Here is a 23,838-nt window from a genome sequence, read left to right as displayed (position 1 = left end):
CACTCTTTGGTGTTCTGAAAAACGTAAACTAAGTCAGTTATTCCGTAACAGTGGCTTGTTACCAAACCACTCGCGAATAACCGCCGTCCACGTTTCTCTTTCTTCTTCCGTATTCAATTGTCAATGAACAGGGCTTTCACCCACACTCAAAAGAATAAATCACTCATCAACACAATCATCTCTGATTGTGCATGAGCAATCAATCCTTTCGAGGAACTCAAGAGCGCATCGTGCCGTCGCCGGCAGCGCCGTCGCTCTCGATGAGCTGGGTTATAGGCCTGAGCCCTCCAACCGTCAACCTGAAAACGACAAAAAAACGCAAAAACATCATCTACCTATGTGTAAAACATACCTAATCCGCAGAAACACGCCGTTTCAATTCCACACCAGACCTGTGGGGGACAATTCCATCCAATTAAGCTCACCTAACGGGAACGTTGGGACGCCTCATTTCCCCTTAATACCACCAGACACTTTCCTGCCTTAACTCCCGACCAGCAAACTCTCAGAGAGAACATTACAGGAATAGACCGCGATCAAATCAGACTGCACTCTCTCAAAACGCCTGCAAGCAATCTTCGGAGCAATCCGCGTTCTTTGAAAACTGAATAGTGAATGAGAGGGCATGGAGGTCGTGGCTTATGCTGCTACACCCTGAACTCACTGCAATCCCGACTGGGCAGTGAGCAGACGCCCAGTGAGAAACACCGTCATTGCGTTCATTTGCGTGATTTTGCGCGAAACAGCGTTTTTGTGCGCTCTTATGTACAATACGGCAATGGAACAATGCGTTTGGAAAAGCGTAGGACTATAGCTGGCATCATCAGCACCCCGCGCTTAGGCCAACTGATAGGCAGGACTTATCCTCCTTCTATCAAATCTTATCCCCTCAAACCAAAAAACCTATCCCGCTGCAAATGGCTTCACTGACTATGGATAGGGCCAAGAAACTCCACAGAATGATTTTAGTTGCTTCTTATCAGCTGACTTCATCGAGAGTTCAGCATGCTCTCGAATCCCGGCACCTTGGATTTTCAGTTGGGCTATGTTCTGGCCGGAACATTGGAGATCTCTATGAAGACTATTGTACTCGCAGCGACCACGCTGCTTTTTGCAGGCTTAGCTCTTCCATCTGCTCAGGCCGGGCAATGCCCTCCTGGCCAGGAAGGTTCTGCCATTGACGATAGTGCTCCGACAGAGAACTATCTGGTAGAGACTGAAGAACTTGACGCTATCGATCTTGGCAAAGAGAAGGTCAATATCCCTGATCATAACCTGCGCATGCGGACCATTACGGTTCAACCCGGGGGACATGTTCTCTTGCATGGCCATGAAAATAGACCAGCTCTGGCGTTGGTGTCAGAAGGCGAGTTTGTTGAATATAGTAATGAATGCGGCGTGCCGGTTATTCATAAACTCGGGGAAGTGATCAATGAAAACTCTGAGGTGCGGCATTGGGTCAAAAATAAAGGTGACACGCCAGCTGTTCTGACGGTCACCGATATTGTCGATTTAAACGATACCCAGCAGGGAAACTTTAAGTAGCCTCAGTTTCCAGCTCAGGTTCACGCAGGTTGAGATGGATGCCAGCCATTGTGCAGCGGGCTGAGCCGCCAGCTTGTTCAATGGTATCCAGTTTCAACTGAACAATCTTAGTACTTTGCTCAATCAGATCGATCTGCTCTTGGTGTAAGGAAGCGTATGCTCCCTCCGACATTGCGAGCAGCAAGCCTTCTGTTTTGCTATGTAACTCTATGGAACGTCCTACGCAGGCTTCGATTTGTCCGTTACTCAACTGTACAACCTGACGCCCAGACTGCTCTAAGCGATGGATGATCTCTGCCTTTTGGGCTGGATCTGTAATCAAATCGGAACCGATCAACGCAATGCCAGTACCAATGCAAAGAACTGCATTGGTGTGAGCGACGGGCTTGCCATCAGAATGCTGTGCCTCAAAAATCACCGGCTCATATTTAAAATGATCACAGAACTGTTCCAGCGCCTGTTTATTTGCATGATTTGACGGGACTGCATAGACAACGCGCTCGATATTATCGAATACCATTGCCCCCGTTCCTTCAAGAAACTGCTGCTCTTCTTCCAGCTCTGAAAAATCGACCACATCCTGAACGCGATATTCGGTTTTAAGAAGCTCGATCACATCATCACGGCGTTCTTTTCGACGGCTCTCCGCCTGCATTGGATAGATGGTGACATAACCGCCTGCATGCGTAGACAGCCAATTGTTCAGAAAAACAGACTTTGGCGTGTCGCGGGATTTATCTTCAAACAGATGAACATCAACACCATGCCTACTCAACTCGTCTGCCGCGGCTGAAATCTCAACATACGCCTGTTCTGCAAAATCAATGTCTCTTTGAGATTCCCCAATAAGACTGCGAGAACTGCTCTGCGCCGCGTCTTTGCTTGTGCTGAAAAACAAAGGGCGGATCATAACAACGGCTGATGGAGCCTGAACGGATCGGAGAGTAGGTCTGTGATTCGTCATTGGTTCTGCTTCTTATTTGATGAGTTACACAGTGCACCATTCATCGGGCGCAGATTACTTTTGGGGAGGAATGGAAGCGGTTTTCATTTTTGATTGGCGATTTCGCTTCTTCTTGCCGGAGCTCACCTCCTCCTAGTGGCTCACGGCTTGTCTTCTGAATTGGCCTTTCAGAAAGTACGCACTAAAAAATATACAAAATTGTGTAAATATTGAGGCATTACTTCAACACACCGTAGAGTCAACATAATAAAATTGAGTACTTTTCATATTTATCCTAATATTATCAATAGGTTACAAAATATCTCAGCTGAGTTAGGGAGGATTACGGACCGGACGGTTTTCACAGGATCATAATGATGAAACTCAATGAGAAGCAGGCATCAACTGACATAAAGCATGGTATAAATTGATAGAAATATATTTGAACCGGATAAAAACATGCATGCCCTGATCGTCTATTGTCATCCGAATTCTGAAAGTTTCAGCAAAGCTGTCCTTGATCAGGTGGTGGAGACACTCAAGCGTCAACACGTCAGCCTGGATCTCATTGATCTTTATGAGGAGGATTTTCAGCCTGTCCTTACCAAGAGCGATCTGGACAGCTATTTGGACACATCTCTCAACAAACAGGGTTTTGAGCACCACATTGATGTACTGCAGCGCTGCGACACGCTGATCTTCGTTTACCCAACCTGGTGGTATGGCTTGCCCGCAATGATCAAAGGATGGCTTGATCGCGTGCTGGTGCCAGGAGTTGCTTTTAAGCTGACTGAAGAGGGTTCAATCAAACCAAATTTGCAGAACATTAAGAAACTTGCCGTTTTTACCACCTGCGGGGCTCCAAGATGGCTTAGTTTTCTTATGGGCACGCCCGGCAAGAAAACCATTTTGCGCGGCGTGCGTGTGCTTTGCAACCCTTGGGTAAAAACCAGATATGTCGCCCATTACAACATGGACAGCTCTACTGAAAGCTCGAGGCTTCGTCATTTAAAGGTGATTGACCGAAAGACCCGAGGCCTCTGCAAAGCATAACCCCCTCCTATCAGGCCAACTAAAGATGACCTGCGGACAGCGACAGATTCCAGAGGTACCCGCCATGTTTCCTCGACGCTATTGGATGGATTTTAAAACCACTGACTTTGAGAATGTCGACGCTCAAAGGACGATTGCGATTTTGCCGACGGCCGCTGTTGAGCAACATGGACCTCACCTACCACTTGGCGTGGACACATACATTAATGAGGGCATGCTTGAGACCTTGTGTGCCCGTGCACCGGAAGCATTGGACTTCCGCATTCTGCCTTTGCAATGCATCGGGAAGTCCGATGAACATATTCATGCGCCTGGGACACTCTCACTGAGAGCGGATACAGCAGCCAAACACTGGATTGATATTGGTGCTTCCGTTGCCGCCTGTGGCATCCGGAAAATGATCATCGCCAACTCTCATGGAGGTAATCTCGATCTGATTGGCATTGTCGCACGGGAGCTTCGCATTCGCTGCAAGATGTTGGTTGGCAAATGTCATTGGTCCAGCTTTGGAGCACCAAAGGGACTATTCAGCGAAGAAGAGTTGAAGTTTGGGCTGCATGGAGGCGATGAAGAAACTTCGTTGATGCTGCATTTCCGGGCAGATCTTGTTGACATGCAGCATGCCCAAGACTTCCGATCAACAGCTCAAGACCTTGATGAGAATGCACGGCTGGGACCTACCGGATTTCCCTCTTATGGCTGGATTGCTTCTGATTTGAACCCTCATGGAACAGTGGGCAATGCTGCGAATGCGAGTTCGGAAAAGGGGCGCTTAACCGCGGAACATCAGGTGGATGGCTTTATTGAATTTTTGCGAGAGACCGCGGATTTCGACATCAACAGGTTTGATTGACCTTTCCTGCTGTCAGCTTTGGCAAAACTCTTTGAAGCAACCTATTGAACCTGCTTTAATTGGTTTTGGGGTTAGTCAGTGCCGCGTCTGGAGTTGAGCAATGCAGTTTCTCAGAGTGTTTATAGTTTTATTGCTCACACTTTTTAGTGCGCCAAGCATAGGCCTTGCTGCAGAGGGTCTCAGCCTTTCCGGTGGTCAGCAATGGCTTGTCTTCGCCAGCAGGCAAGATGCGAGCGAAGCGGTGCAACTGGCTGAAGGTTTTCAAGGTGCGCTGCAAGGGACACCCTATCAGGACAAAATGCGGGTGGTTCGCTCCGAAAACGGTTGGTTTGGTGTGGTTGTTGGCCCTGTAAACTTTAAAAGCCTTCAGTTGGCCCGCCAGCAGATTTCGATTGATTTACCTGAGGATGCCTATCTATCTTATGGCCGCCGTTATGTGGAGACCGTGTGGCCCGCCCAAAACTTGCGTTTTGGTGAGTTTGAATCACAGCCTCGTTTTTCGCTTGAGCTCGAAACGCTGCATATCGATGCTGAACTCATCACGGAACAGACTGATCCGAATGACGAGTTTTCAAAGAATTCGAAAGTACGGGTTGTCGGGTGGGCTGAGCAAGCCAAAGTATTCTCGTTTGAAACGGAGCCGAGTTATTTTCCTCAATACGGCCAGAGCGTTGAAGTTATTCGTCTTGCCAACGAGACTGAGTTTCCTCAGGTCGTGATCAAGCGGTTTACGGGTGGGGCGCATTGTTGTGTAGAACAGCAGATCATCACGCAAAACCGGAACGGAACCTGGGTGATGGTTCAGGGTGCTGTGCTGGATGGTGGGTACGGTTATAGTTTTGAAGACCTGGACGGAGACGGCACACTTGAGCTTGTGAGTGCGGACAACAACTTCTTTTATCTCTTTGCACCGTATGCGAGGAGCTTTGCGCCGCTTTACGTTGAAAAGCTCAATTACGACGAAATCACCGATGTGAATCTGGAGCCTGCCTATCAGCCTGCCTTTCGCAAAGAACTGGCGTATCTCGAGGAATTGGCTGACTCTGAAAAGGCGCTTTGGGGCGAGAATGGTTTTCTTGCAGGTTGGGCTGCGACTCGAGCTCGTTTAGGAGACGGGATGGAAGCCATCGCACAAGCAACAGAGAAAAGTAGGGGTGACCAAGAGGATTTTCGGAAATATGCCTGCCCGGATGGATCCCCAAGTTCAAAGTGCGATTATGAGAATGCAGTCGCCCTGCCGTTTCCAGTTGGCTTGACCGTGCATTTGATTGAAAGAGGCTATTTGCCGGTGCACTGACATGCGTTATCTGAGCGCAACGCCTGGCCACATGGCTTCCACGCGGCGGAGTTTGTAGAGGAAGTGCTCTTCGTCGCAATATCCGGTATTGCGTTCCATCTTCATTGAGAAAACACCAGACAAGCCGAACGGCGCCAGGACGGTGAAGCTTCCGTTGACCTCAAGCCGTACACCGAGGGCGTAGGTCTGGACTGGGTCACGTACCAACGCTTCTGCGGTGCATATGACTGGTGTTCCGTTGCTCATCCGCTCGCTGTCATGATGGATGACATGGCCTGCCTGATTGGACAGGTGCACCTGATATGGCCCAGCGCTCAGGACCTGACGGATATGGCGCAGGTAGGTGGCTTCTTTTTCGAGGGCTTGCTCTGATGGATCGTAGTAGGTGATGTAGAGCTGGTGGTTGCCTGCCATAGCAGGATTGCCCTTCAACGCAGTCCAAAGTGGCCATGCAATGGAGGGGCCGGAGATGCACCAGTCGGGCAGCTGGAGGGATCTGATGCCCTTCATCGCGGAAATCAGATGCGCATTGGATCGAAGGACCAGCTCAAGTAAACGCTTGCGATCCTCCTCACTGGTAAGTTGAGGGTCCGCGAGCGTTGCCTGATCCAGGTACTCCAAGTTGGCATTGGCCAAAGCTGAGTGACGCACTAATTTTGGCATAGCCCTGATGACGCCTGCACCGGTTCATTTCAGAGTATCTGGCGATCAAACTGGATCACTAATGATGCTCTGACACTTCATGTTTATGCATACTCTGAGCCGAAGATTGGAATCCATGCCTCGGGGAGATGCCCTACTCTTTCTAACTACTAAAAGATTCCAATGAGATAATCCATTGGTGGGTTGGGCCTTGGTAAACAATGTTGAGGATCAATTACAGGTCATGTGCTGTTAAGGCCAGCTGGTCTTGCCAATGCTTACAAGTGGTTGGCGGAGAAATGCCATCTTTGCGGACTGAAAAGTGGGGTTTGAAATGCCCTGAAAAAATTGCGCCGACCTACCAAGGGACGACTGTCAGTTCCGGCCAGTGTTCTGTGAGGCGGGTGGCTTTGTGGGTGAAGGTCTCTTCGTTTGGCAGGACCTTGTTGGGGAGCATCTGCATTTGGAAGATGGGTTCCAGTCCGAAGGGGGCTTCGATTTGCAGGCGATCGTCGTCGTGGAGGCGAGCGGCGACGGAGTGGGTTGTGGAGGCGTAGTAGAGGAGCGACTCCAGCGAGCAGCCAAGTTTGGGATAGTCTATGCCGAAGTGCTTGGGGAACCAGAGGTGCACGCGGGCCTGATTGCGGATTTCGACTGGAAGCTTCAGAGGGTCGCAGGCTTTGGCGAGATTGGTGATCACACGGTCTTCGGCCTCGTAGGAAGTATCAGCCTCATCATGATAGATCAGGTCGTAGTCCTTGATGCCGTGTCCGGCCTCCCTGCCCGTCAGTGCGTTCCAGACACTTTGGTAAATTGCGCCGGATGCGAGCCATGCATCTGGCAACTGGGCGTCACGCAGGACCTTCAGCAGATCATAGAGCACAGTTGAGCGGATGACCTCTTCGATAAAATACACGCGCCCCTGCTCACCTGCGCCGTGGTGAACAGGGGAAACACGTGATGGCAAGGAGGTGATCTTCTCCTTGGGAGTGGGATTGCCTGAGGAGGCCGTTGCTGTGCGAGCTGATATGGTCATGCTTTTCATTTGAAAGAGATCAAGCTGCGAAGACTGACGTTACGACTCGCCCTCGAAAACTAGAACCAACAGAGAATTAAACTAGTACATAAAGTGAACATTATGATAATCCACCCACCAGATCAATCCATGTAAATTTGGGGCTTGGCTATCTGCGAGAATTGACAGGTAGATTCGCCTAGGAGTTGTGCTGAGTCGATTGATCCCACGAAGATGTGGATAGCGAATTCTGTGTAGCTGGCTCGAATTTGAGATTTTACGCTGCGCATTTCAGCCGAAGGGCTAGTTCCCTTAACTACGTATTTGTGCGAGATGCTCAAAAAACTCACTTTTGCCTTGAGATTTGGTGGCATTGGGCAGTAAACCGATGTCGCGCAGCCTTTCGACCACACGGAGCATGAAGATGACCGAGACCCGCCTGACCATTAGACGGCCTGATGACTGGCACCTGCACTTACGTGATGGTGAGATGCTGACATCCGTTCTGCCATCAACCTCCGCAAATTTTGGCCGCGCGATTATTATGCCCAATCTGGTGCCGCCTGTTGTCACCAGTCAGGATGCTGCCGGTTACCGGGATCGCATTCTCGCGGCGATGCCAGAGGATCACGACTTCACTCCTTTGATGACGCTTTATCTGACAGAAACCACAGATGCGGATGATCTGGAACAGGCGGCTAAGTCTGGTCTGGTGACTGCGGTGAAGCTTTATCCTGCTGGCGCGACGACCAACTCGCAAAGTGGTGTGCGCGACTTCGATAAGGTGGCCGGTGTTCTGGAGCGTATGGCAGAGATCGGCTTGCCGCTTCTAGTGCATGGTGAGGTTACAACCTCTGACGTGGACATCTTCGATCGTGAAGCAGTGTTCATTGAAACTGTGCTGGACCCGATCCGCCGCAAGTTTCCTAAGCTGAAAGTGGTGATGGAACACATCACAACGGAAGAAGGCGTCAATTATGCCAAGTCTGGTGGTGACAATCTGGCGGCGACGATCACCACGCACCACCTGATCATCAATCGGAATGACATTCTGGTCGGTGGCATCAAGCCTCACTTCTATTGCCTGCCTGTGGCGAAGCGGGAGAAACACCGCCTTGCGCTGCGTGCTGCGGCCACATCTGGCGATGCCCGTTTCTTCCTTGGAACAGACAGCGCCCCGCATCTTGACCAGAACAAGCTGTGTGAATGTGGCTGTGCTGGCATCTTCTCCGCACCAAATACCATGAGCTGTCTGGCACATGTGTTTGAGCAGGAAGGCGCGCTCGACAAGCTTGAGGCATTTGCCTCTCTCAATGGTCCGGCGTTTTATGGCATGGCACCAAACGAGGCGACCATTGACCTGGTAAAGGCCGATGAAAAGGTCAGTTACCCGCCGAGTATTCCAACACCGGACGGGCCGGTGACCCTCTTCAATCCGGGATTTGATATATTCTGGAAGGTTGAGACCTAAAGATGAGTTTCAAAGCAGTTTGCACCTAATATGGCCGGGGCAAGCTGCTTTTTTTTGACGTGAATGCGTGCGGTGCCAGCTCCCTGTCATCCCACGCATTCCAGATCTTTGTTTTCGCGCGTATTCTTATCCGAAAACCGGAACCACTTTTCGGGAATACGCTCTAAACCACCTACTGTGACTTGAGGGACAGCGATGTTTTCCAATTCTTTTCCTGACCGCGAAGTGATGGCGGAACTGACCGCAAAAATGCTCATGGAAATCAAGGCGGTGAACTTCCGTCCAGAAGAGCCGTACATTCTGGCATCCGGTCTTGCGAGCCCGGTTTACATCGACTGCCGTAAACTGATCTCCTACCCGCGCATTCGTGGCACCTTGATGGAGTTTGCCGTGGCGACCCTGTTGCGTGATGCGGGCTTTGAAAAGTTTGATGCGATTGCAGGCGGTGAGACGGCTGGTATTCCGTTTGCTGCTTGGATTGCAGATAAGATGGCACTGCCAATGCAGTATGTGCGCAAAAAGCCAAAGGGTTATGGCCGTGATGCGCAGATCGAAGGTGATATTCACGAGGGGCAGAACGTTCTGCTGGTGGAAGATCTGACCACCGATGGCGGTTCCAAAATCAAATTCTGCGAAGCGCTGCGCAAGGCAGGTGCTGAAGTGACCGACACGCTGGTGGTGTTCTACTACGACATCTTCCCGGAAACGAAAGGCAAGCTGGCAGAACATGGTGTGAACCTGCACTACCTTGCCACATGGCACGACATCCTGCGCGTTTGCCGCACAAACGATTACTTCTCAGCTGAGAAGGTGAACGAAGTTGAGAAGTTCCTCAATAATCCGCTGGAATGGTCCGCAGCCAACGGCGGTGTCAGCGAACTGCCGCTCTAAGCGGTGCTTTGGCCAGACACATAGGTTTCATGAAAACGCAGGGCATTGGCTCTGCGTTTTTTGTTTTGTGGTGTTGCTTTACATCATAGCCTCAAAGTTGTTTTTGCCACAAAAGCAACATGAAGCGAAAGCATATAGATAACAGCAAAGTTTATGATAATTAGGCAGATGTAGCTTTTATGAGGTGAAGACCTCGCGGGCACTCGGGTTCAGCTTGGGATTTATTTGTGACGGACTTCAATAGGGTCTGCAAAACCTGTGCGCTGAAGCATGGGGGTGTGCTTTCGTGAACACCTTCACACTGGGAGCATCATTACAAAAGCACATCGGCAATTTGGGCGGGCGCAGGGAAGAAATAATGTATATAATCCGACACCTTATGGCGCCAGCACTGCTGAGTACTGGACTGGTTTTTTCTGTTCCTGTTTATGCGCAGGACACCTCTGCCCCGCAGCCCAAACCGACGTTTGAGGATGCTAAAGATCAGCAATCCTATTGGTTTCCAGAGACCGACCTCAAACTGCATCCCAGAATAATCTCTCGTCAGCTGCCCAATGGTATGCGGTATTTGCTGGTTCAGAGCCAATCCCCCAAGAACCAGATTGAGGTTCGTATGGCGGTTGATGCTGGCTCCTCTTTGGAAAAAGGGTCGGAACCGGGTGCAGCTCACTATCTGGAGCATATGGCGTTTAACGGTTCGACCAATGTGCCGGAAGGCGAGATGGTGGCCTTGCTGGAGCGCGCGGGACTGGCGTTTGGCGCTGGAACCAATGCAGCGACCACATTGAACAGCACCACATACCGCCTTTCCCTGCCTTCAGCAGATGCGGAGTTGCTGGACACTGCGCTGTTTATTATGCGTGAGACAGCAAGTGAACTGACGCTCTCAACAAGTGCAATTGACCGTGAGCGCGGTGTTGTCGCCTCTGAAGTGCGCGGCAATTACGGCCCGGGCTATGACGCGCTGGTTGCCAGATTTGATTACCTTTATCCGGGCATTAAACAGCGCACCTTGCTGCCGGTTGGCACAATGGATGGCATTGATGCCGTTGACCAGACAACCCTGCGCGATTTTTATGAGAGCTATTACACGCCCGGTCGGACCACAGTGGTTGTGACTGGCGATATTGATGTTGAAGCAACAGAAGCTGCCATTCAAAAGCACTTTGCGGATTGGAAGCGCCCTGCGAATGCAGAGCAGCTGGACAGCGAAGAGCCGGATTTTGGGAGATTGAAGGTTGCCGAAGCCCCGCGTGCTGCGCTTTTTGTAGAACCGTCTTTGCCTACCGTGTTGAGCATTTATCTCGTCAAACCTTCTCAAGAGCTGATTGATAACCAACAAAACCGCATTCAAAACACGCTGCGCAGGATCGGGATCAGTATTTTGAAAGAGCGGCTGCGTGATGCAGCCCTTGCCTCTCACGATACTATGGTCACTGCCGGCACGGATTATTACAGCGAAGACTTTGCCGACACCGTTGTTGCCAGCGCGACCGTTGCCACAGACAAGTGGCAGGACGGTTTTGCTTTGCTGGAGCAGAAACTGCGGCAAACACTGGCTTATGGTGTGACACAGGAAGAAGTTGACCGGCAGTTGGTGAACCGGCTCAACTCACTGGAAGTTGCGGTGAAAGCGGAAGAGACTATTCCAAACCGCGCAATCGCCAATGTTCTCGTGCGCGATGTGCTCAATGAGAGCGTCACCACATCCTCTGCCGATGATCTGGCCTTCTTCCAGAAACACTTTTCTGATCTGAAAGCGCGGCAAGTCTCAAAGGCACTGCTTGAGCTTTGGGAAGGTGCAAAACCAAACCTGTTTATGACAACTGCCGAAACCTTTCCAAATGCAGAAGAGACCATTCTTTCCGTGTTTGAAGAGAGCCAGAAGCAGCCAGTTGCAGCCTTTGAAGCCAAGTCGCTGACCAGCTTTGACTATGAAAGCTTTGGCCCCAAAGGCAAAGTTGCCCAGCAGACAATCAGCAGTTTTGGGCAGATCCGCTCTTATACTTTTGAAAACGGCGTGGTGCTGAACTTTAAGCAAACGGACTTTGACAAGGGTAAGGTGTTTGTCTCCCTGCGCACGGGTCGCGGTATTGAAGACCTGCCGGCTGATAAAGATGGTTTGGCCGGATTCTTCCAGAGTGCGTTTATTGTTGGCGGTCTTGGCAAGTACTCGGTTGCTGATCTGGACAAGGTTCTTTCTGGTACACAAGTTGGCGTTGGTCTTTCCTTTGGCGAAGATGGAATTTCCGGGCAATACGGAACAACGCCGGACGATCTGAAGCTGCAATTGCAGGTGGTCGCAGCGTATTTGACGGATCCGGCTTATCGTCCTGAGGGGCAAGCGTTTTACCAAAAGAGCCTGAAAGAGACCTACAAGAACTTCCGCAGCTCTGCTGAAGCCGTTCGTGGCCGCGAGTTCTCCCGCATTTTGCATAGCGGCGACAAACGCTGGGGTGCAGGAAGTGAAGAAGCTCTGCTGGAGCGGAACTATGAGGAGCTGAAGCCAATCATCTCTCGCATCGCTCAAAAGGGCCCGATCGAGATTGGTATTGTAGGCGACCTTGAGGTCCAAACCGCTCTGGATGCGGTTGCCGAGACTTTCGGTGCTTTGCAGCAATCCTTTGAGGCGCCAAAGCATAGCTACGCAACTGGTATTGAGTTTCCTGAGGCGCAGGCTGTATCTTTGACCCATGAGGGTGACAGTGACGCGGCGCTTTTGCAGCATTATTGGAAAACCAGCGATGATGCAGATGCAACGCAGAGCTATACGCTGCAGTTGTTGCAGGGCGTCATAGAGCTTCGTCTGCGCGATAAACTGCGTGAGGCTATGGGCGCGACTTACAGCCCTTATGCGTTCAGCATGAACTCCAACACAATCAAAGGCTTCGGCTATATTGGAATGTCCAGCAAGTTGAAACTGGATGATGTGGATGCGGCGGAGACTGTTTATCAGGATATCGTCAAAGAGCTGCACGTGAAGGGCAACATCACAGCGGATGAGTTGCTGCGTGCGCGTCAGCCTATTCTGGAAGCCATGAACAATGCCGAACACAGCAATGGGCTGTGGTTTGAACTGGCAAGTCAGGCTGTAAGCTATCCTGAGGCAATCCAGCGCTATCAGAATTACACGACAATTCTGGAGCAGATCACCCCGGACGATCTGGTCGTGGCAGCATCAGATTTTCTGGTGCCAGACCGGAATGTGACGCTGAAGATTCTGCCAGAATGAAGCAGTATAGAAAACGCAGAGCCAATGCCCTGCGTTTCTTTTCCGAGGTCTGTCACAAACGCTGTTGATGATCATCTATTGTCTGACCATCAAGACAACCGCTTATAAGCATAAGTTTTTACATAAACCGGCGAGATGCTTATCAGATCAGCCCCTCAGCTTTCATTGCTGCCTGAACCGATGAGCGTTGGCTGACCCGTTCTGCAAATTCCGCAAGGTTTGGCCAGTTCTTCAGATCTATACCGACAAGGCGCGGCCAGCTACAGACAACGAAGAGGTAGGCATCCGCAACTGAGAAGCTCTCACCCAATAGATAGGATCTACCATCACTAAACAGGCTCTCAAAGCAGTCCAATTTGGCCCCTACACTTTTTGCAGCGATTTCTTTTTCCTGCACAGATGCGGATGGTGTAAATAGCGGAGTGAAAGCCTTGTGGAGCTCGGAGCTGATGAAGTTCAGGTATTCCTGCAACCGTGCACGAGCAACACTGCCTGCTTTGGGCGCAAGCCCGTGTTCTGGATGTGTGTCTGCAAGGTATTGCAGGACTGCAGCACCTTCAGTGAGCACCTCACCCGATTCCAGCAGAAGTGCAGGAACATAACCTTTTGGGTTGATGGTTTTGAAATCGAGACCAGTGCTGGTTTTTCCGGCCTCAGTGTCAACGCGATCAATCTCGTATGATATGGCAATCTCATTCAGTGTGATGTGTGTTGCCAGTGAGCATGCGCCGGGTTTGTAAAACAATTTCATGGGAAGGCTCTTTTCTCAAGGTTTTTATTTTCAGACCCCGAGGGATATCAACCCTCATGATTGATTGATAATATTAAGTTTTCACGATAATGATTATTTTTTATAATCATGTTTAGTGAGCAGTGTCTATGACCTACGAGCAACTGATTGTTTTACATGCCATTGTGACTGAAGGAACTTTTCGCGGTGCAGCGGAGCGTTTAAACAAGTCTCAATCCGCCATAAGTCACATGCTCAAAAAACTGGAGGCGGAGATTGATATAGTCTTGCTATCCAGAGAGGACTATCGTCCAAAGCTGACTTCGGCAGGAAAAATCTTTTACAGACAAACAATTCGGGTGATGCAACAGATGAACGAGCTAGGGAGTTTGGCAAAAACACTCAATGCCAAGCAAGAGGCTGAGGTCTCGCTCGCAATTGCTGCAACTCTGCCTTTACAACCTACTCTGGGTATCATTGGTCGTGTACGATCAGAGTTCCCCGCAACACATATTCATCTTTCTCGAGAGAACCTGAGTGGTCTGATTGAACGACTGCTAAGTGGCAGTGCTGACATCATTATCGCCACTATGGATGGTGTTCCCGAGGAGCGAGTAGAGGCGGTTTCGTTTGCCGATGTCACCATTTTACCTGTCGCACATCCCGATTTTGAGCCCGCACAGAGCATGCATATGAAATCGGCCACTGAAATGCAGAGTTATACTCAGATTGTTGTGGCAGACAGTGGCAGTGGAGCCCTTATTCAAAGCAAGGATTTGTTGCCTGGAGGATTGCGTTGGACGGTGACAGACACTGTAGCCAAAAAGGAGATATTGAAAGCTGGACTTGGCTGGGGTGGCATACCTGAGCACATGATCAAAGAGGAACTGGCGCGTGGTGAACTGGTCCAGTTGAACGTTGAAGGCTTCCAGCCACGCCAGTCCCGCCTGTTTCAGATCCGTAAGCGCGACAGAGACGTTGGCGTTGTCGCGCAAGCCATCTGGGATGACCTGATTGGAACCGAGGGCTGAGCAGGCAGGCGCCGGATCGCCTCATTACAGTCAGGCGAACTCCGGCTGTTTGCTGAACGTGAGTGTTTCACCGTCTGCCGGGATCAGGAGTTTGTCACTGACACCAGATTTTTGTGCCAGATCCCGCAGCTGCGTTCGCTTTACAGGGCAATGGTTTATGGCCTCCAGATGGTTTGCGATAACTTGTCCCGGCGCTAGTCTGATGAACTCCATGATCTCATCCAGCGACATGAGGATGTCCTTGCCGATATCCAGACTTGCGTTGCCTGCTGCGACAACTGCGATGTCGGGCCTCAGGGTTTTGAGACAGTGGCGGACATCTTTGGTGAGGACAGTGTCGCCGGAAATGTAGAGGGAAGGTGCATCGGGCAGCTCGAGAAAGCAACCCACGCCGGGGCCCATGAATCTCGCAATCCAGCCGTAGCCATGGACTGTTGGGATTGGAGTGATGTAACCGTCGAAGAAGGGTTGGCGTTGCTCATCCTTCAGCGGCACGGTGGGAATGCCCCTCTTTCCAATGAACTCCTCATCATCCAAGCGACAGTAAGTCGGGATCTTTTGGGCAAGCAGAAGTTTCTTTGCTGCGCCGTCCAAATGATCTGAATGGCCAAGCTGGCAGTGCGTCACCAACGCTGCGGTAAGCCCCTCAAGGTGCTGCTGTGTCCCATCAGGCAAAGGGACCATTGGGTTTCTTCGGCTTTTGTGGCGAATGAAACTGTAGCTGGGCAATGTGCCGACCTTACCCAGCATCGGATCCACCAATATACGATGCTGCTCATGCTGAATGATGAAAGTTGCATTGCGAAGAAAGTGAAGTTTCATCCTGACCTACTGCTCTAGCCTGACCTTGGTCCGTTGATCCTAGATTTTGGCAGGAAACTTGATATAGTCGGACTAGACACAAATCATACATAATCCGCCACATGAGATTTGAACATGACTTCAACCATTGCCATTTTGCTGCTGGAGAACTTTTTGGGGTTGGCTGCCTTTGGTTCCGCAGACATGTTCAAGACCGCAAATCAGATCGCAGATGTACGTGGTGATGAGATTATGCCGTTTCAGGTCCGGACTTACTCTTTAGATGGTGAGCCTGTTCAATCCTCAAACGGTATTGTTGTGACACCCGATGGGTCTTTAGAAGAGATCTCTGCACCTGATGTGCTGTTTCTTCCCGGCATCGGCACCACCTCAGCTCCGCAATGCACAATCAGCACAAATTGGTTTCGAGGTGTAGCAGAGCATCTTCAGCACCTTTTTCAAAACGGCACTATCATCGCTGCGAGCTGTACCAGTACGTTTCTACTTGCAGAAGCTGGATTGCTAGAGGGAAAGCAAGCCACAACAACCTGGTGGAAGCAGAGGGAGTTTCGCGCGGCTTATGACGGCGTTGAACTGGCTGTAGATGAAATTCTCGTTGATGCGGGCAATGTCATTACCAGCGCGGCGGGGACTTCGTCTCTGGATCTTGCACTGCATCTCATCAACCGGCTGGAAGGCCCTGCCCTTTCCAGATTATGCGCGCGGTTTATGGTTCTTGAAGAAAACCGAGGCTTGCAGCAGCCCTTCATAATTCCATGGCATGAAAAGACGCGGGATGAGACGATTGAGCGTGCGGACCAATGGGTCCAGAATAATTTGTCCTCTCGCCCACTCAAAGTACAAGATCTCGCAGCCTTTCTGGGTATGAGCACACGCAGCCTTTTGCGGCACTTTAAGCGAGAATTATCCATGTCTCCACAACAGTTTATTCTGAACATCCGCTGTGAGCGTGCGAAATCTCAGTTGGAGTATACAACCACGCCAATAGCCAAGGTTGCCGACGATCTGGGCTATTCTGACGAGAACGCATTCAGACGTTCGTTCCTTGCGCAGGTTGGGGTTTCACCAGCCCAGTACAGACAGAAGTTCCGCAAGTAAGAAGAAAGCGCCTGCTTTAGTCCTAGAAGTAGAGCATCCAGATTGCCAGCAGACCCAAAGCGGCTCCAACATCATACACCGCACAAAATGGAATGTACCAGCGGGGCATGTGGGTATCGATCAGGTTGTGGTGTAATACATCCCAAAGCCCGTGCGCGACAAATGCACCGACTATTGCCATAGGATATCCGTTGAGCCCGAGCAATGCCGCCGCCCCAAACAAGCTGGCAACCACGACTTCAGTCAGGATCGTATGCATTCGCCCGTCTTTGAATGCGTATCCAATGTAAACCCCAGCGATAAGCACAAGAACAATCGCTGCGAATTGGTGAGACAACTCCAAAGGCAGGAAGAAGTGGGCTGTCAGGGATAGGATACCTAAGATCAACCCCGAGGAAATTGGCAATCTCGCTAAGATAAGTGGGTTCGCATCACGGGAGATCAGGTTGTCAGTCATTTTTTATTCCAGGCAAGGCAATCAAAAAACGGTCGGAGGCATTCGACCGAAACGGTGGCCCCAAAATAGGTTAACGTAAACGGATAGATAAACAGCATGACTAGACACAAATCATACATAATCCGCCAACCTTGCATTGCCGGGGAACGAGAGCAAACGGATCATCAGATGATTACAGGTTAGTCAGCGGGTGCTTTTTCTGGCACGATTGCAATGGCATCCACTTCGAACTCGATAATATCGGTCGCAAGGACTGGCACAGGAATGAGTGTGCTTGCAGGTGGGCTGTCGCCGAAGATTTCGCGGCGCTTTTTATTGACATAGTCCAGTCTGGACTGATCATGATCTTTAATCAGCACAGTGATTTTCACCGTGTCTTCTACACTGCTGCCAGCTGCTTCTAGCGCTTTGATCAGGTTTTCGAAAGTCCGGTCGACCTGTTCCTCAAAGGTGTTTGATCCATCTTTGGAAATACCCACCTGACCAGCCACATATGCGATACGAGCACCCGGAGCGACAACAACAATCTGCGCGTACCCAGACTTGGTTGAATCCGACAAGGTGTCTGGATTGATGACGGTTTTCTGGTCAGTATCTGCTGCCAATGCTGAGCTACTCAGCAAAATTGCGGCACACATCGAGAGAGCTTTGCCTGTGGTTTTCATGGGGCATCCATTTCCTGATTATGAGGCTCTGTTGTGGCGGGTCATCTCATCAGCAGCCAGTTGTCCGGCTTGCATCACCTGCTATTTTTTACCAGACTTGGCTTTGGGTGGCGCCTTTGCTTTTGGCTCTACCTTGAAGCAAGCTTTCATCTTTTCAACTTCACCCTTCAGTTTCGGGATATCCGAACGAACGGACTTAACCTTGCCGTTTTTGAGGGCTGTTTCGACTTTTTTGATCAGATTGTTTGCGGAGCCTTTGTGCTTGTTGAAGTCTTTGACTTTTTCCTGATCACTCAAGGTGCTCAGCTTGCCGGACAGATTTTTGATGTTCTTTTTGGCATCCTCGGCAACAGCCTGATATTCTTTCTTCCGTTTTGCGATGTCTTCGCTGTTGCCAGGCCGCAAATCAAGCATAACGGTTTTGGCTTCTTCCAGCTCTTCTTCAGCTTCGAGGAACTTGTCAGCTTCCAGCGTCTTCAAGGACTGATCCAACCCATCCCTGGCTTCTGAGTAGATGTCCTCAAACTCTTCACGAGCGTTCTCGTCCTGAATTTTTTCTTTTTCCTTGCCCAACTCGTCCAGTTCAGCCTTTGCAGTATCAATCTTGGCACGTAACTCTGCATAAGCCTCCTCGGGGTCTTTGGCTGCAGAGTAATAGGCTGCTTCCAGCGCATCTCTCATGAATTCGAGCTGATCAACAGCATCACTGAGTGCGCCGCCGGCATCTCCGCTGCCCATACTGGCCTGTGCCTTGTCGATATTACTATCAACAGCAACATAGGCTTGATCAAAATATTGGAGGTGCACCGCAAGATCACGGTCGAGTTTCGCCTTGCCTGCGATCTCGGATCGTCTGTCATATATGGTGTTTAATGTTTTTCGGAGGTAGTTGATGTGATCCGCAACTGGCGTTTTACCATCAATGCGCAGGTTTTCTTTAGGCTCCCGCTCAAAGCCCTTCGTAGGCCCGTTCCATTTTAGATTACAAGCGCTTAGTACATTCTCAGCCCAAGCCTCAACTTCTGGCGAGATTGTTTGTGCGTCTACATCCGACATATAGCAACTCCAGACCAATGCGGTGACAGCTTATTTCTTTGCAGTTCATTATGCTTAGCTAGAAAGCTCTTGCCTCCATATATGAGAGATTGAGTGAAAACGGTTTGAAGGAGATCTCTCAAGCTTTGAGCAAACTTGAAGCTTTTGCCCCATGAAAACTTGATGCTGACTTGAACCGTTGCCCTGTAGAATGCCTTGAGGTTTTGTATGCCTAAAACGCGAGTAACCCCTGAAAGATAACTCTAACGTTTGTCCCTAAGCATCTTCAAATGCGTGGAAGCCGACGGCTGAAGCGATTGGCAAAAACCCAGTGCACCCGTTCATCGGACTGGTTTGGTGCCAAAGACCACATCAACTCAGGGAAACAAACATGCGACTGAAACTACTCGCAGCAGCGGTCATCGCAGGATCACTCGGCTATACCAGCCAGATCGACTTTACCGAGCTTCCAACAGGCGTGGCTCTCCTCTTTTCTGTCGGCAAAGCCAACGCCCAAAACCCTCATCTCAATCAATCAAGACGCGTCTCACGGCGAACATCTCGCAGAACATCCAGACGCACCAACTATCGTCAGTCCATATCTGGCTGCAGCCCATACAATTCTTACTACAATTGTGGCGGCGTCTATTACAGACCTGTCCTTCAAAACGGCGTGACTGTCTATATCGTTGTTAATCCGTAATTTTTCTATTCTGGAGACCCCAAAATGATTAAATCACTCGGAGCTGTCTTGTTCGGTCTTGGCTTGTTGGTTGCGGCCACCGGACACAATGCGATGGCGCAGGATACAGCAGGAAAGAATGCAGCCCAAGGCGTTTTTGAAGCCTGTGAACCAGAGATAAAATCTCATTGTAAGGAAGTGACACCCGGAGAAGGTCGCATTTTTGCATGCATGTATGCCTACGAGGATAAACTCAGCAAGCAATGCTCCACTGCGATTGATGATTTCGCCGATGCCCTGGACTTCTTCTTCGCGAACGCCAGACAGGCTCTGGCAATTTGTGCTCCAGATATTGAAGCTCAGTGTTCAGAAACAGCAGTTGGCGGTGGTCGTGTCCTAACCTGCCTGAGTGAGAAGCAGGATAAAGTAGGCGCTGAGTGCAAAGAAGTGATCGAAGTCTTCAGTGAGAAGTTTGGCCTGAAAGAAAAAGACTCTTGATTGCCGTAGCGTAGACTTGCTGGCTGATTAGAAAAATCAGTTAATCAGCCAGCTCATCCACGTGAAATCTAATGAATAAAACTAATCTACCTCTCACATGCGCAATATAATTACATTAATTGATGTAATTTTAGTTGATAATAATGCACGATAAATCTACCTAATCTATCAATAATACCAGATCTTTGATGAATAATGCTTTTTGCATATATTCGCCTAAGGATATTTCGTTTTTCTGCCCCTACGTCAACTGCTAGTAAATTCATGTACGCATGATAATTACATAATGTGTGGGAGGTCATCGGTAGGCGTCATTTCTACCGGTCATGAATAACTATTGTTTGTTGCCTGACCTGTGTTTTGCTCTTCTCTGATGGTCTATGAGCTTTTGAACTGGAGGCTGTGACACATGAAGAACGCCAGATTGCTTATTACGGTTGTTGCTTTCTGTTTCTCCGCTTTCGGCGTGAGAGCCTCAATGCCGGTTAATCCTGACCGGCCCTACTCAGACCTCACTTGTTCCTATGCCATTGAACGGTTGAAGGAGGCTGTGGCTGGCAGCCCCTTGCAAAGCAGCAAGGAGCAACAGCGGACTGTTCAATATGCCATTGAGCAAGTGGAACGTGCGTGCCTGGAAGATGCTGGGCGGACGGACGACCTTCCGAAGCCCCAGCGAAAATGAACTCATTCATCTGAATGTCCATTTTAAGCTGGAGAAACATAATGACAAATCTCTATGAGACCAGAGATGCCGCAGACAACGCGTCTACATCCTACCGTTTGAGGGACACGGGGCAGGATGCACAGGGATCGGACAACAATATCTTCGAGACAGTTCAGGGCACCATTGCCAGTGACGGCGACCACGACTGGTATGAAGTTGAGCTGGTTGCCGGGCAAACTTATACCTTTGCTGCCATTGGCACTTTTGATGGCGAAAGCCGCTTGGACGATCCTTATCTGCGCCTGCGGGACGCCGATGGGAACCTGCTGGTGGATGACGATGACGGCGGACCGGGCACACATTCCACGATTACGTTTACCGCAGCAACCAGCGGAACTTTTTATCTTGATGTAGCGTCCTATGGTGACCAAGGCACTGGCCAGTATGGCTTGTCTGCCGTGGAAGGTGACAAAGCTTATTATGACGGCAACATGGGCGCAGGTGCCCTGCTTCGCCCTGGCCTTTCATGGAGTGGACCGGGTACCGCAGCGACAGTGACTTATGGCTTCCGGGAGAATAACAACGGGGTTGAAGACACGTTTGCGCACGTCACTGATGAACAGATTGCAGCGATTGAGAAGGTGCTGGCCTCCTACTCAGAAATTGCCAATATCACGTTTGATCGGGTGAACCCGGACGGATACACCGACAATGCGACCATGCTGTTTTCCAACTACAACTCCACCACGGATGGTGCTGGTGCTTATGCTTATTACCCAGGTTCGCCGGACGCTGGTGAAAATGAAGGCGACGTCTGGCTGAACACAAACAGTGTTTCAACCGAGGAGTTGCCCACCGGCTCTTACAGCCACTTTGCTGTGATGCACGAGATCGGTCATGCTGTGGGACTGGCGCATCCGGGGGACTACAATGCGGGTCCGGGTGTTCGCATCACTTATGATGATCATGCTCAGTTCCGGCAGGACACGCAGCAGTATTCCGTGATGAGCTATTTTGATGAGAGCAACGCCGATTCCAACCTCGGCTATGGTGGCTTCCCGGATACGCTCATGCCGCTGGATGTTCTGGCACTTCAGCAGCTTTACGGGGTTAATATGACCACCCGTGCGGATGACACGGTCTACGGTTACAACTCCAATGCTGGTGGTGCCTATGACTTTTCCGAGGGGATGCCCAGCGCGGTAACCATTTGGGATGCTGGCGGCAATGACACCATCGACATGTCAGGTGCTGGTAAGGTCAACCAGATGATCAGCCTCATTGATGGCTCCTTCTCCAACGTTGGTGGCGGCCTGAGTAATCTGGCGATTGCTTACAATGCTGTTATCGAAAATGCGATTGGCAGCGGTGGTAATGACACCATTATCGGCAACGCTGCCAGCAACATTCTGACCGGCAAAGCTGGCAATGATACGCTGCTGGGCAATGGCGGCAAGGACAAGCTGATTGGCGGGAACGGTCACGATACCCTTCGTGGTGGGTCTGGCAGCGACGTGCTGAAAGGTGGTGCAGGGGACGACACTCTGGACGGTGGTTCTGGAGCAGACAAGTTGATCGCAGGTGCTGGTGACGACACGCTCACAGGCGGTTCAGGCGCTGACAACTTTTGCTTCTTCAATCTGGGAGGTGATGACACCATCAACGACTTTGAACTTGGCAGTGATCTCATCATGATCAAGAGCCGCATGGCAGAGTTTGCCAACCTCACCATCTTTGATGATGGCGGAGATACCGTGATCACCTTTGGAACAAACTCTATTTCTCTGGTGAATGTGGATGCTGCACTCCTTGGCGAAAGCGACTTTGCTTTCGTGTAGTCAGCAGAAACTGGTCAGTGCCCTATCAACCCAGGGCACTGACTCAAATTTTAAGAGGTAGCCTCAGCCATTACCGGTTCCAGATGCTCTGCGCCAAGCATGGCCTTAAACTGCTGAAGAGCATCAGTTGCTAGCCCGGCAGCTTCAAAAACGGCAGCTGTAAAAGACACCGGAGCCGTTCCCGGAGCGGAAATCACGCCGCGATCCGAGATAGCAGATGCACTTGGGTGGTAGTGTGCTGTCCCCCTGTAGTTTTGTGCATTTTGCAGCAGGAATTCTGCGTTATTTGATGTGTGGTTTACTTCATTCAGCAGGCCTGCCCTGGCCAACGCCACTGTGCCACCGCAAACTCCAGCAATTGCAACACCACGCTCATGGTGAGCCCTGAGCAGATCTGCAATATCCGGTGCTTGTTCGGATTCCCATATAGTTCCCCCTACAACAACAATAACGCTCGGTTCAAACGCCCTGATCTCATCCAACCTGCGCGAGACAATCGCAGCCAGCCCGCCCTGCGATTTCACTTCACCCGCCTGAGGGGTGAAGAACTCAACCTGCATGCCGAAAAATGGGCCACCTGTGCCAGCAATCAATGCGTATTCCCAATCAGCAAAACCTTGGGTGAGGATCACTGCAATCTTCGTCATTTCAAATATCCTTTTGAGCAATCAGCCGGGTTGATCGCTATCACTTACAATAGATTCTGTTCACTATATGTTCATGAAATAAGATTGGCTATCCCTTTCTTATGAGAACGACAAAACAAATGCTCTTGCTTCCATACAGGTAGATTTCTTTGATCTGAACTAACACGTCAGATCCTAGGGATTTAGGTCTTGGCTGAGATGTGTTGCCCTGTGAGTTCAAGTTGAGTTGGGGAGGCATAAATGGGGCAATGGAAACTTCCTATTCAGGCTGCGATTGCGGCGCTGATGATGGGGTGTGCCACGTTTGTTGCCTTTGCAATTGATGGCAAACCACCGCAGCATTATCCGGAGCTGGTTGGGCAATGGGTGGTGATCAAGAAAGATGCCGTCTATTGGCATCGGGATATCCAAAGCCAGGAAAACGGGCCCTCGCATTTGCGAATAGATGAGCAGACGGGGCCGGTGTTGGAGGGCGTTTTCTTCTGGCAAGTCAGTCCTGGGTCCGGGCGGGATCATGATGGACGGTCCGAGGTCTCAAAATCCAAAGAGCCCGTGATCGGGATGATCGGCTGGGATGGGGCTTCCATAACACTTGTTGAGCACCCGGATACAGGCACTATGCAGGGTCGTATGATCAACTCTGATACGATGGAACTGGTGCACTTTGAGGCCGGGCCGTATGCAACTATCTCGCGGTATTTGCTCGTACGACCTTAAACTTCTCAAGCG

23 protein-coding genes are annotated in these 23,838 nt (G+C 50.4%); 14 read left to right on the top strand and 9 right to left on the bottom strand.

Going from position 1 to position 23,838, the window contains the following annotated elements; genetic code table 11:
• Positions 1 to 1,005: 1,005 nt before the first annotated feature.
• Positions 1,006 to 1,545 carry a cupin domain-containing protein gene (locus tag PsAD26_RS04205; protein ID WP_063309376.1) on the top strand — a complete coding sequence of 180 codons (540 nt, stop codon included), beginning with the start codon at positions 1,006 to 1,008 and terminating at the stop codon, positions 1,543 to 1,545.
• Here the strand turns inward: PsAD26_RS04205 and PsAD26_RS04200 are convergent.
• Complete coding sequence (locus PsAD26_RS04200) at positions 1,538 to 2,455, bottom strand: arginine deiminase-related protein (protein WP_063309375.1); 918 nt, start codon at positions 2,453 to 2,455, stop codon at positions 1,538 to 1,540. The two genes, PsAD26_RS04205 and PsAD26_RS04200, sit on opposite strands and share 8 nt — an antisense overlap.
• A gap of 492 nt (positions 2,456 to 2,947) precedes the next feature.
• Between PsAD26_RS04200 and PsAD26_RS04195 the strand changes: the two genes are divergently transcribed.
• The 3 genes from PsAD26_RS04195 to PsAD26_RS04185 all read left to right on the top strand — a co-directional run bounded on the left by PsAD26_RS04195 (position 2,948) and on the right by PsAD26_RS04185 (position 5,691).
• The gene (locus tag PsAD26_RS04195; RefSeq protein WP_208985496.1) at positions 2,948 to 3,541 is read left to right on the top strand and encodes an NAD(P)H-dependent oxidoreductase; all 594 of its coding nucleotides are present in this window, start codon (positions 2,948 to 2,950) and stop codon (positions 3,539 to 3,541) included.
• A 64-nt stretch (positions 3,542 to 3,605) separates the two neighbouring features.
• Positions 3,606 to 4,394: a creatininase family protein gene (locus PsAD26_RS04190; protein WP_063309402.1), complete on the top strand. Its 789-nt coding sequence runs from the start codon at positions 3,606 to 3,608 to the stop codon at positions 4,392 to 4,394.
• A 100-nt stretch (positions 4,395 to 4,494) separates the two neighbouring features.
• A complete protein-coding gene (locus PsAD26_RS04185; RefSeq protein WP_063309373.1) occupies positions 4,495 to 5,691 on the top strand; it encodes a hypothetical protein in 1,197 nt (398 codons plus the stop codon).
• Positions 5,692 to 5,697: 6 nt separating this feature from the next.
• On the opposite strand, the gene PsAD26_RS04180 is transcribed toward PsAD26_RS04185, so the two are convergent.
• Together PsAD26_RS04180 and PsAD26_RS04175 are read right to left on the bottom strand one after the other, a co-directional pair.
• The gene (locus PsAD26_RS04180; RefSeq protein WP_208985495.1) at positions 5,698 to 6,354 is read right to left on the bottom strand and encodes a nucleotidyltransferase family protein; all 657 of its coding nucleotides are present in this window, start codon (positions 6,352 to 6,354) and stop codon (positions 5,698 to 5,700) included.
• 337 nt (positions 6,355 to 6,691) lie between these two features.
• On the bottom strand, positions 6,692 to 7,369 hold the full coding sequence (locus tag PsAD26_RS04175) for a nucleotidyltransferase family protein (protein WP_063309372.1): 678 nt from the start codon (positions 7,367 to 7,369) through the stop codon (positions 6,692 to 6,694).
• A gap of 403 nt (positions 7,370 to 7,772) precedes the next feature.
• On the opposite strand from PsAD26_RS04175, the gene pyrC reads away from it, so the two are divergent.
• The 3 genes from pyrC (at position 7,773) to PsAD26_RS04160 (ending at position 12,942) form a co-directional block, all read left to right on the top strand.
• Entirely contained in the window at positions 7,773 to 8,819 is a 1,047-nt protein-coding gene (gene pyrC / locus PsAD26_RS04170) for a dihydroorotase (RefSeq protein WP_063309400.1), read from the top strand.
• A gap of 195 nt (positions 8,820 to 9,014) precedes the next feature.
• Complete coding sequence (locus PsAD26_RS04165; protein ID WP_057461032.1) at positions 9,015 to 9,710, top strand: orotate phosphoribosyltransferase; 696 nt, start codon at positions 9,015 to 9,017, stop codon at positions 9,708 to 9,710.
• 358 nt (positions 9,711 to 10,068) lie between these two features.
• Positions 10,069 to 12,942: a M16 family metallopeptidase gene (locus tag PsAD26_RS04160; protein ID WP_063309371.1), complete on the top strand. Its 2,874-nt coding sequence runs from the start codon at positions 10,069 to 10,071 to the stop codon at positions 12,940 to 12,942.
• Positions 12,943 to 13,084: 142 nt separating this feature from the next.
• On the opposite strand, the gene gstA is transcribed toward PsAD26_RS04160, so the two are convergent.
• Complete coding sequence (gene gstA, locus PsAD26_RS04155; protein ID WP_063300145.1) at positions 13,085 to 13,693, bottom strand: glutathione transferase GstA; 609 nt, start codon at positions 13,691 to 13,693, stop codon at positions 13,085 to 13,087.
• Positions 13,694 to 13,821: 128 nt separating this feature from the next.
• Here gstA and PsAD26_RS04150 point away from each other — a divergent pair, with 128 nt between their 5' ends.
• Positions 13,822 to 14,703: a LysR family transcriptional regulator gene (locus tag PsAD26_RS04150; protein WP_063309370.1), complete on the top strand. Its 882-nt coding sequence runs from the start codon at positions 13,822 to 13,824 to the stop codon at positions 14,701 to 14,703.
• A 30-nt stretch (positions 14,704 to 14,733) separates the two neighbouring features.
• Here the strand turns inward: PsAD26_RS04150 and PsAD26_RS04145 are convergent, their stop codons facing one another.
• Positions 14,734 to 15,525, bottom strand: coding sequence for an MBL fold metallo-hydrolase (locus PsAD26_RS04145; protein ID WP_084403563.1), 792 nt, complete (start codon positions 15,523 to 15,525; stop codon positions 14,734 to 14,736).
• Between the two features lie 114 nt (positions 15,526 to 15,639).
• On the opposite strand from PsAD26_RS04145, the gene PsAD26_RS04140 reads away from it, so the two are divergent.
• Positions 15,640 to 16,623: a helix-turn-helix domain-containing protein gene (locus PsAD26_RS04140; protein WP_063309369.1), complete on the top strand. Its 984-nt coding sequence runs from the start codon at positions 15,640 to 15,642 to the stop codon at positions 16,621 to 16,623.
• Positions 16,624 to 16,645: 22 nt separating this feature from the next.
• Here the strand turns inward: PsAD26_RS04140 and PsAD26_RS04135 are convergent, their stop codons facing one another.
• From PsAD26_RS04135 to PsAD26_RS04125, 3 genes are all read right to left on the bottom strand, one after another.
• On the bottom strand, positions 16,646 to 17,080 hold the full coding sequence (locus PsAD26_RS04135; protein WP_063309368.1) for a hypothetical protein: 435 nt from the start codon (positions 17,078 to 17,080) through the stop codon (positions 16,646 to 16,648).
• Positions 17,081 to 17,259: 179 nt separating this feature from the next.
• Positions 17,260 to 17,745, bottom strand: coding sequence for a RidA family protein (locus PsAD26_RS04130; RefSeq protein WP_063309367.1), 486 nt, complete (start codon positions 17,743 to 17,745; stop codon positions 17,260 to 17,262).
• Positions 17,746 to 17,826: 81 nt separating this feature from the next.
• Positions 17,827 to 18,801 carry a hypothetical protein gene (locus tag PsAD26_RS04125; protein ID WP_063309366.1) on the bottom strand — a complete coding sequence of 325 codons (975 nt, stop codon included), beginning with the start codon at positions 18,799 to 18,801 and terminating at the stop codon, positions 17,827 to 17,829.
• 370 nt (positions 18,802 to 19,171) lie between these two features.
• Here PsAD26_RS04125 and PsAD26_RS04120 point away from each other — a divergent pair, with 370 nt between their 5' ends.
• The 4 genes from PsAD26_RS04120 (at position 19,172) to PsAD26_RS04105 (ending at position 22,462) form a co-directional block, all read left to right on the top strand.
• On the top strand, positions 19,172 to 19,483 hold the full coding sequence (locus tag PsAD26_RS04120; protein ID WP_063300249.1) for a hypothetical protein: 312 nt from the start codon (positions 19,172 to 19,174) through the stop codon (positions 19,481 to 19,483).
• 24 nt (positions 19,484 to 19,507) lie between these two features.
• The gene (locus PsAD26_RS04115) at positions 19,508 to 19,960 is read left to right on the top strand and encodes a cysteine rich repeat-containing protein (RefSeq protein WP_063300140.1); all 453 of its coding nucleotides are present in this window, start codon (positions 19,508 to 19,510) and stop codon (positions 19,958 to 19,960) included.
• A gap of 409 nt (positions 19,961 to 20,369) precedes the next feature.
• Complete coding sequence (locus PsAD26_RS04110; RefSeq protein WP_063309365.1) at positions 20,370 to 20,642, top strand: hypothetical protein; 273 nt, start codon at positions 20,370 to 20,372, stop codon at positions 20,640 to 20,642.
• Between the two features lie 41 nt (positions 20,643 to 20,683).
• Positions 20,684 to 22,462, top strand: a complete 1,779-nt coding sequence (locus tag PsAD26_RS04105; RefSeq protein ID WP_153041446.1) for a M10 family metallopeptidase C-terminal domain-containing protein — start codon at positions 20,684 to 20,686, stop codon at positions 22,460 to 22,462.
• Between the two features lie 50 nt (positions 22,463 to 22,512).
• On the opposite strand, the gene PsAD26_RS04100 is transcribed toward PsAD26_RS04105, so the two are convergent.
• Entirely contained in the window at positions 22,513 to 23,109 is a 597-nt protein-coding gene (locus PsAD26_RS04100; protein WP_063309363.1) for a DJ-1/PfpI family protein, read from the bottom strand.
• Positions 23,110 to 23,349: 240 nt separating this feature from the next.
• Here PsAD26_RS04100 and PsAD26_RS04095 point away from each other — a divergent pair, with 240 nt between their 5' ends.
• Complete coding sequence (locus PsAD26_RS04095) at positions 23,350 to 23,826, top strand: hypothetical protein (RefSeq protein ID WP_063309362.1); 477 nt, start codon at positions 23,350 to 23,352, stop codon at positions 23,824 to 23,826.
• Positions 23,827 to 23,838 lie beyond the last annotated feature (12 nt).

It is taken from the genome of Pseudovibrio sp. Ad26, assembly GCF_001623285.1.
Taxonomy (GTDB): domain Bacteria; phylum Pseudomonadota; class Alphaproteobacteria; order Rhizobiales; family Stappiaceae; genus Pseudovibrio; species Pseudovibrio ascidiaceicola.
Note: the sequence above shows the minus strand (reverse complement) of the source record. Positions and strands in the feature narration are given on the sequence as shown.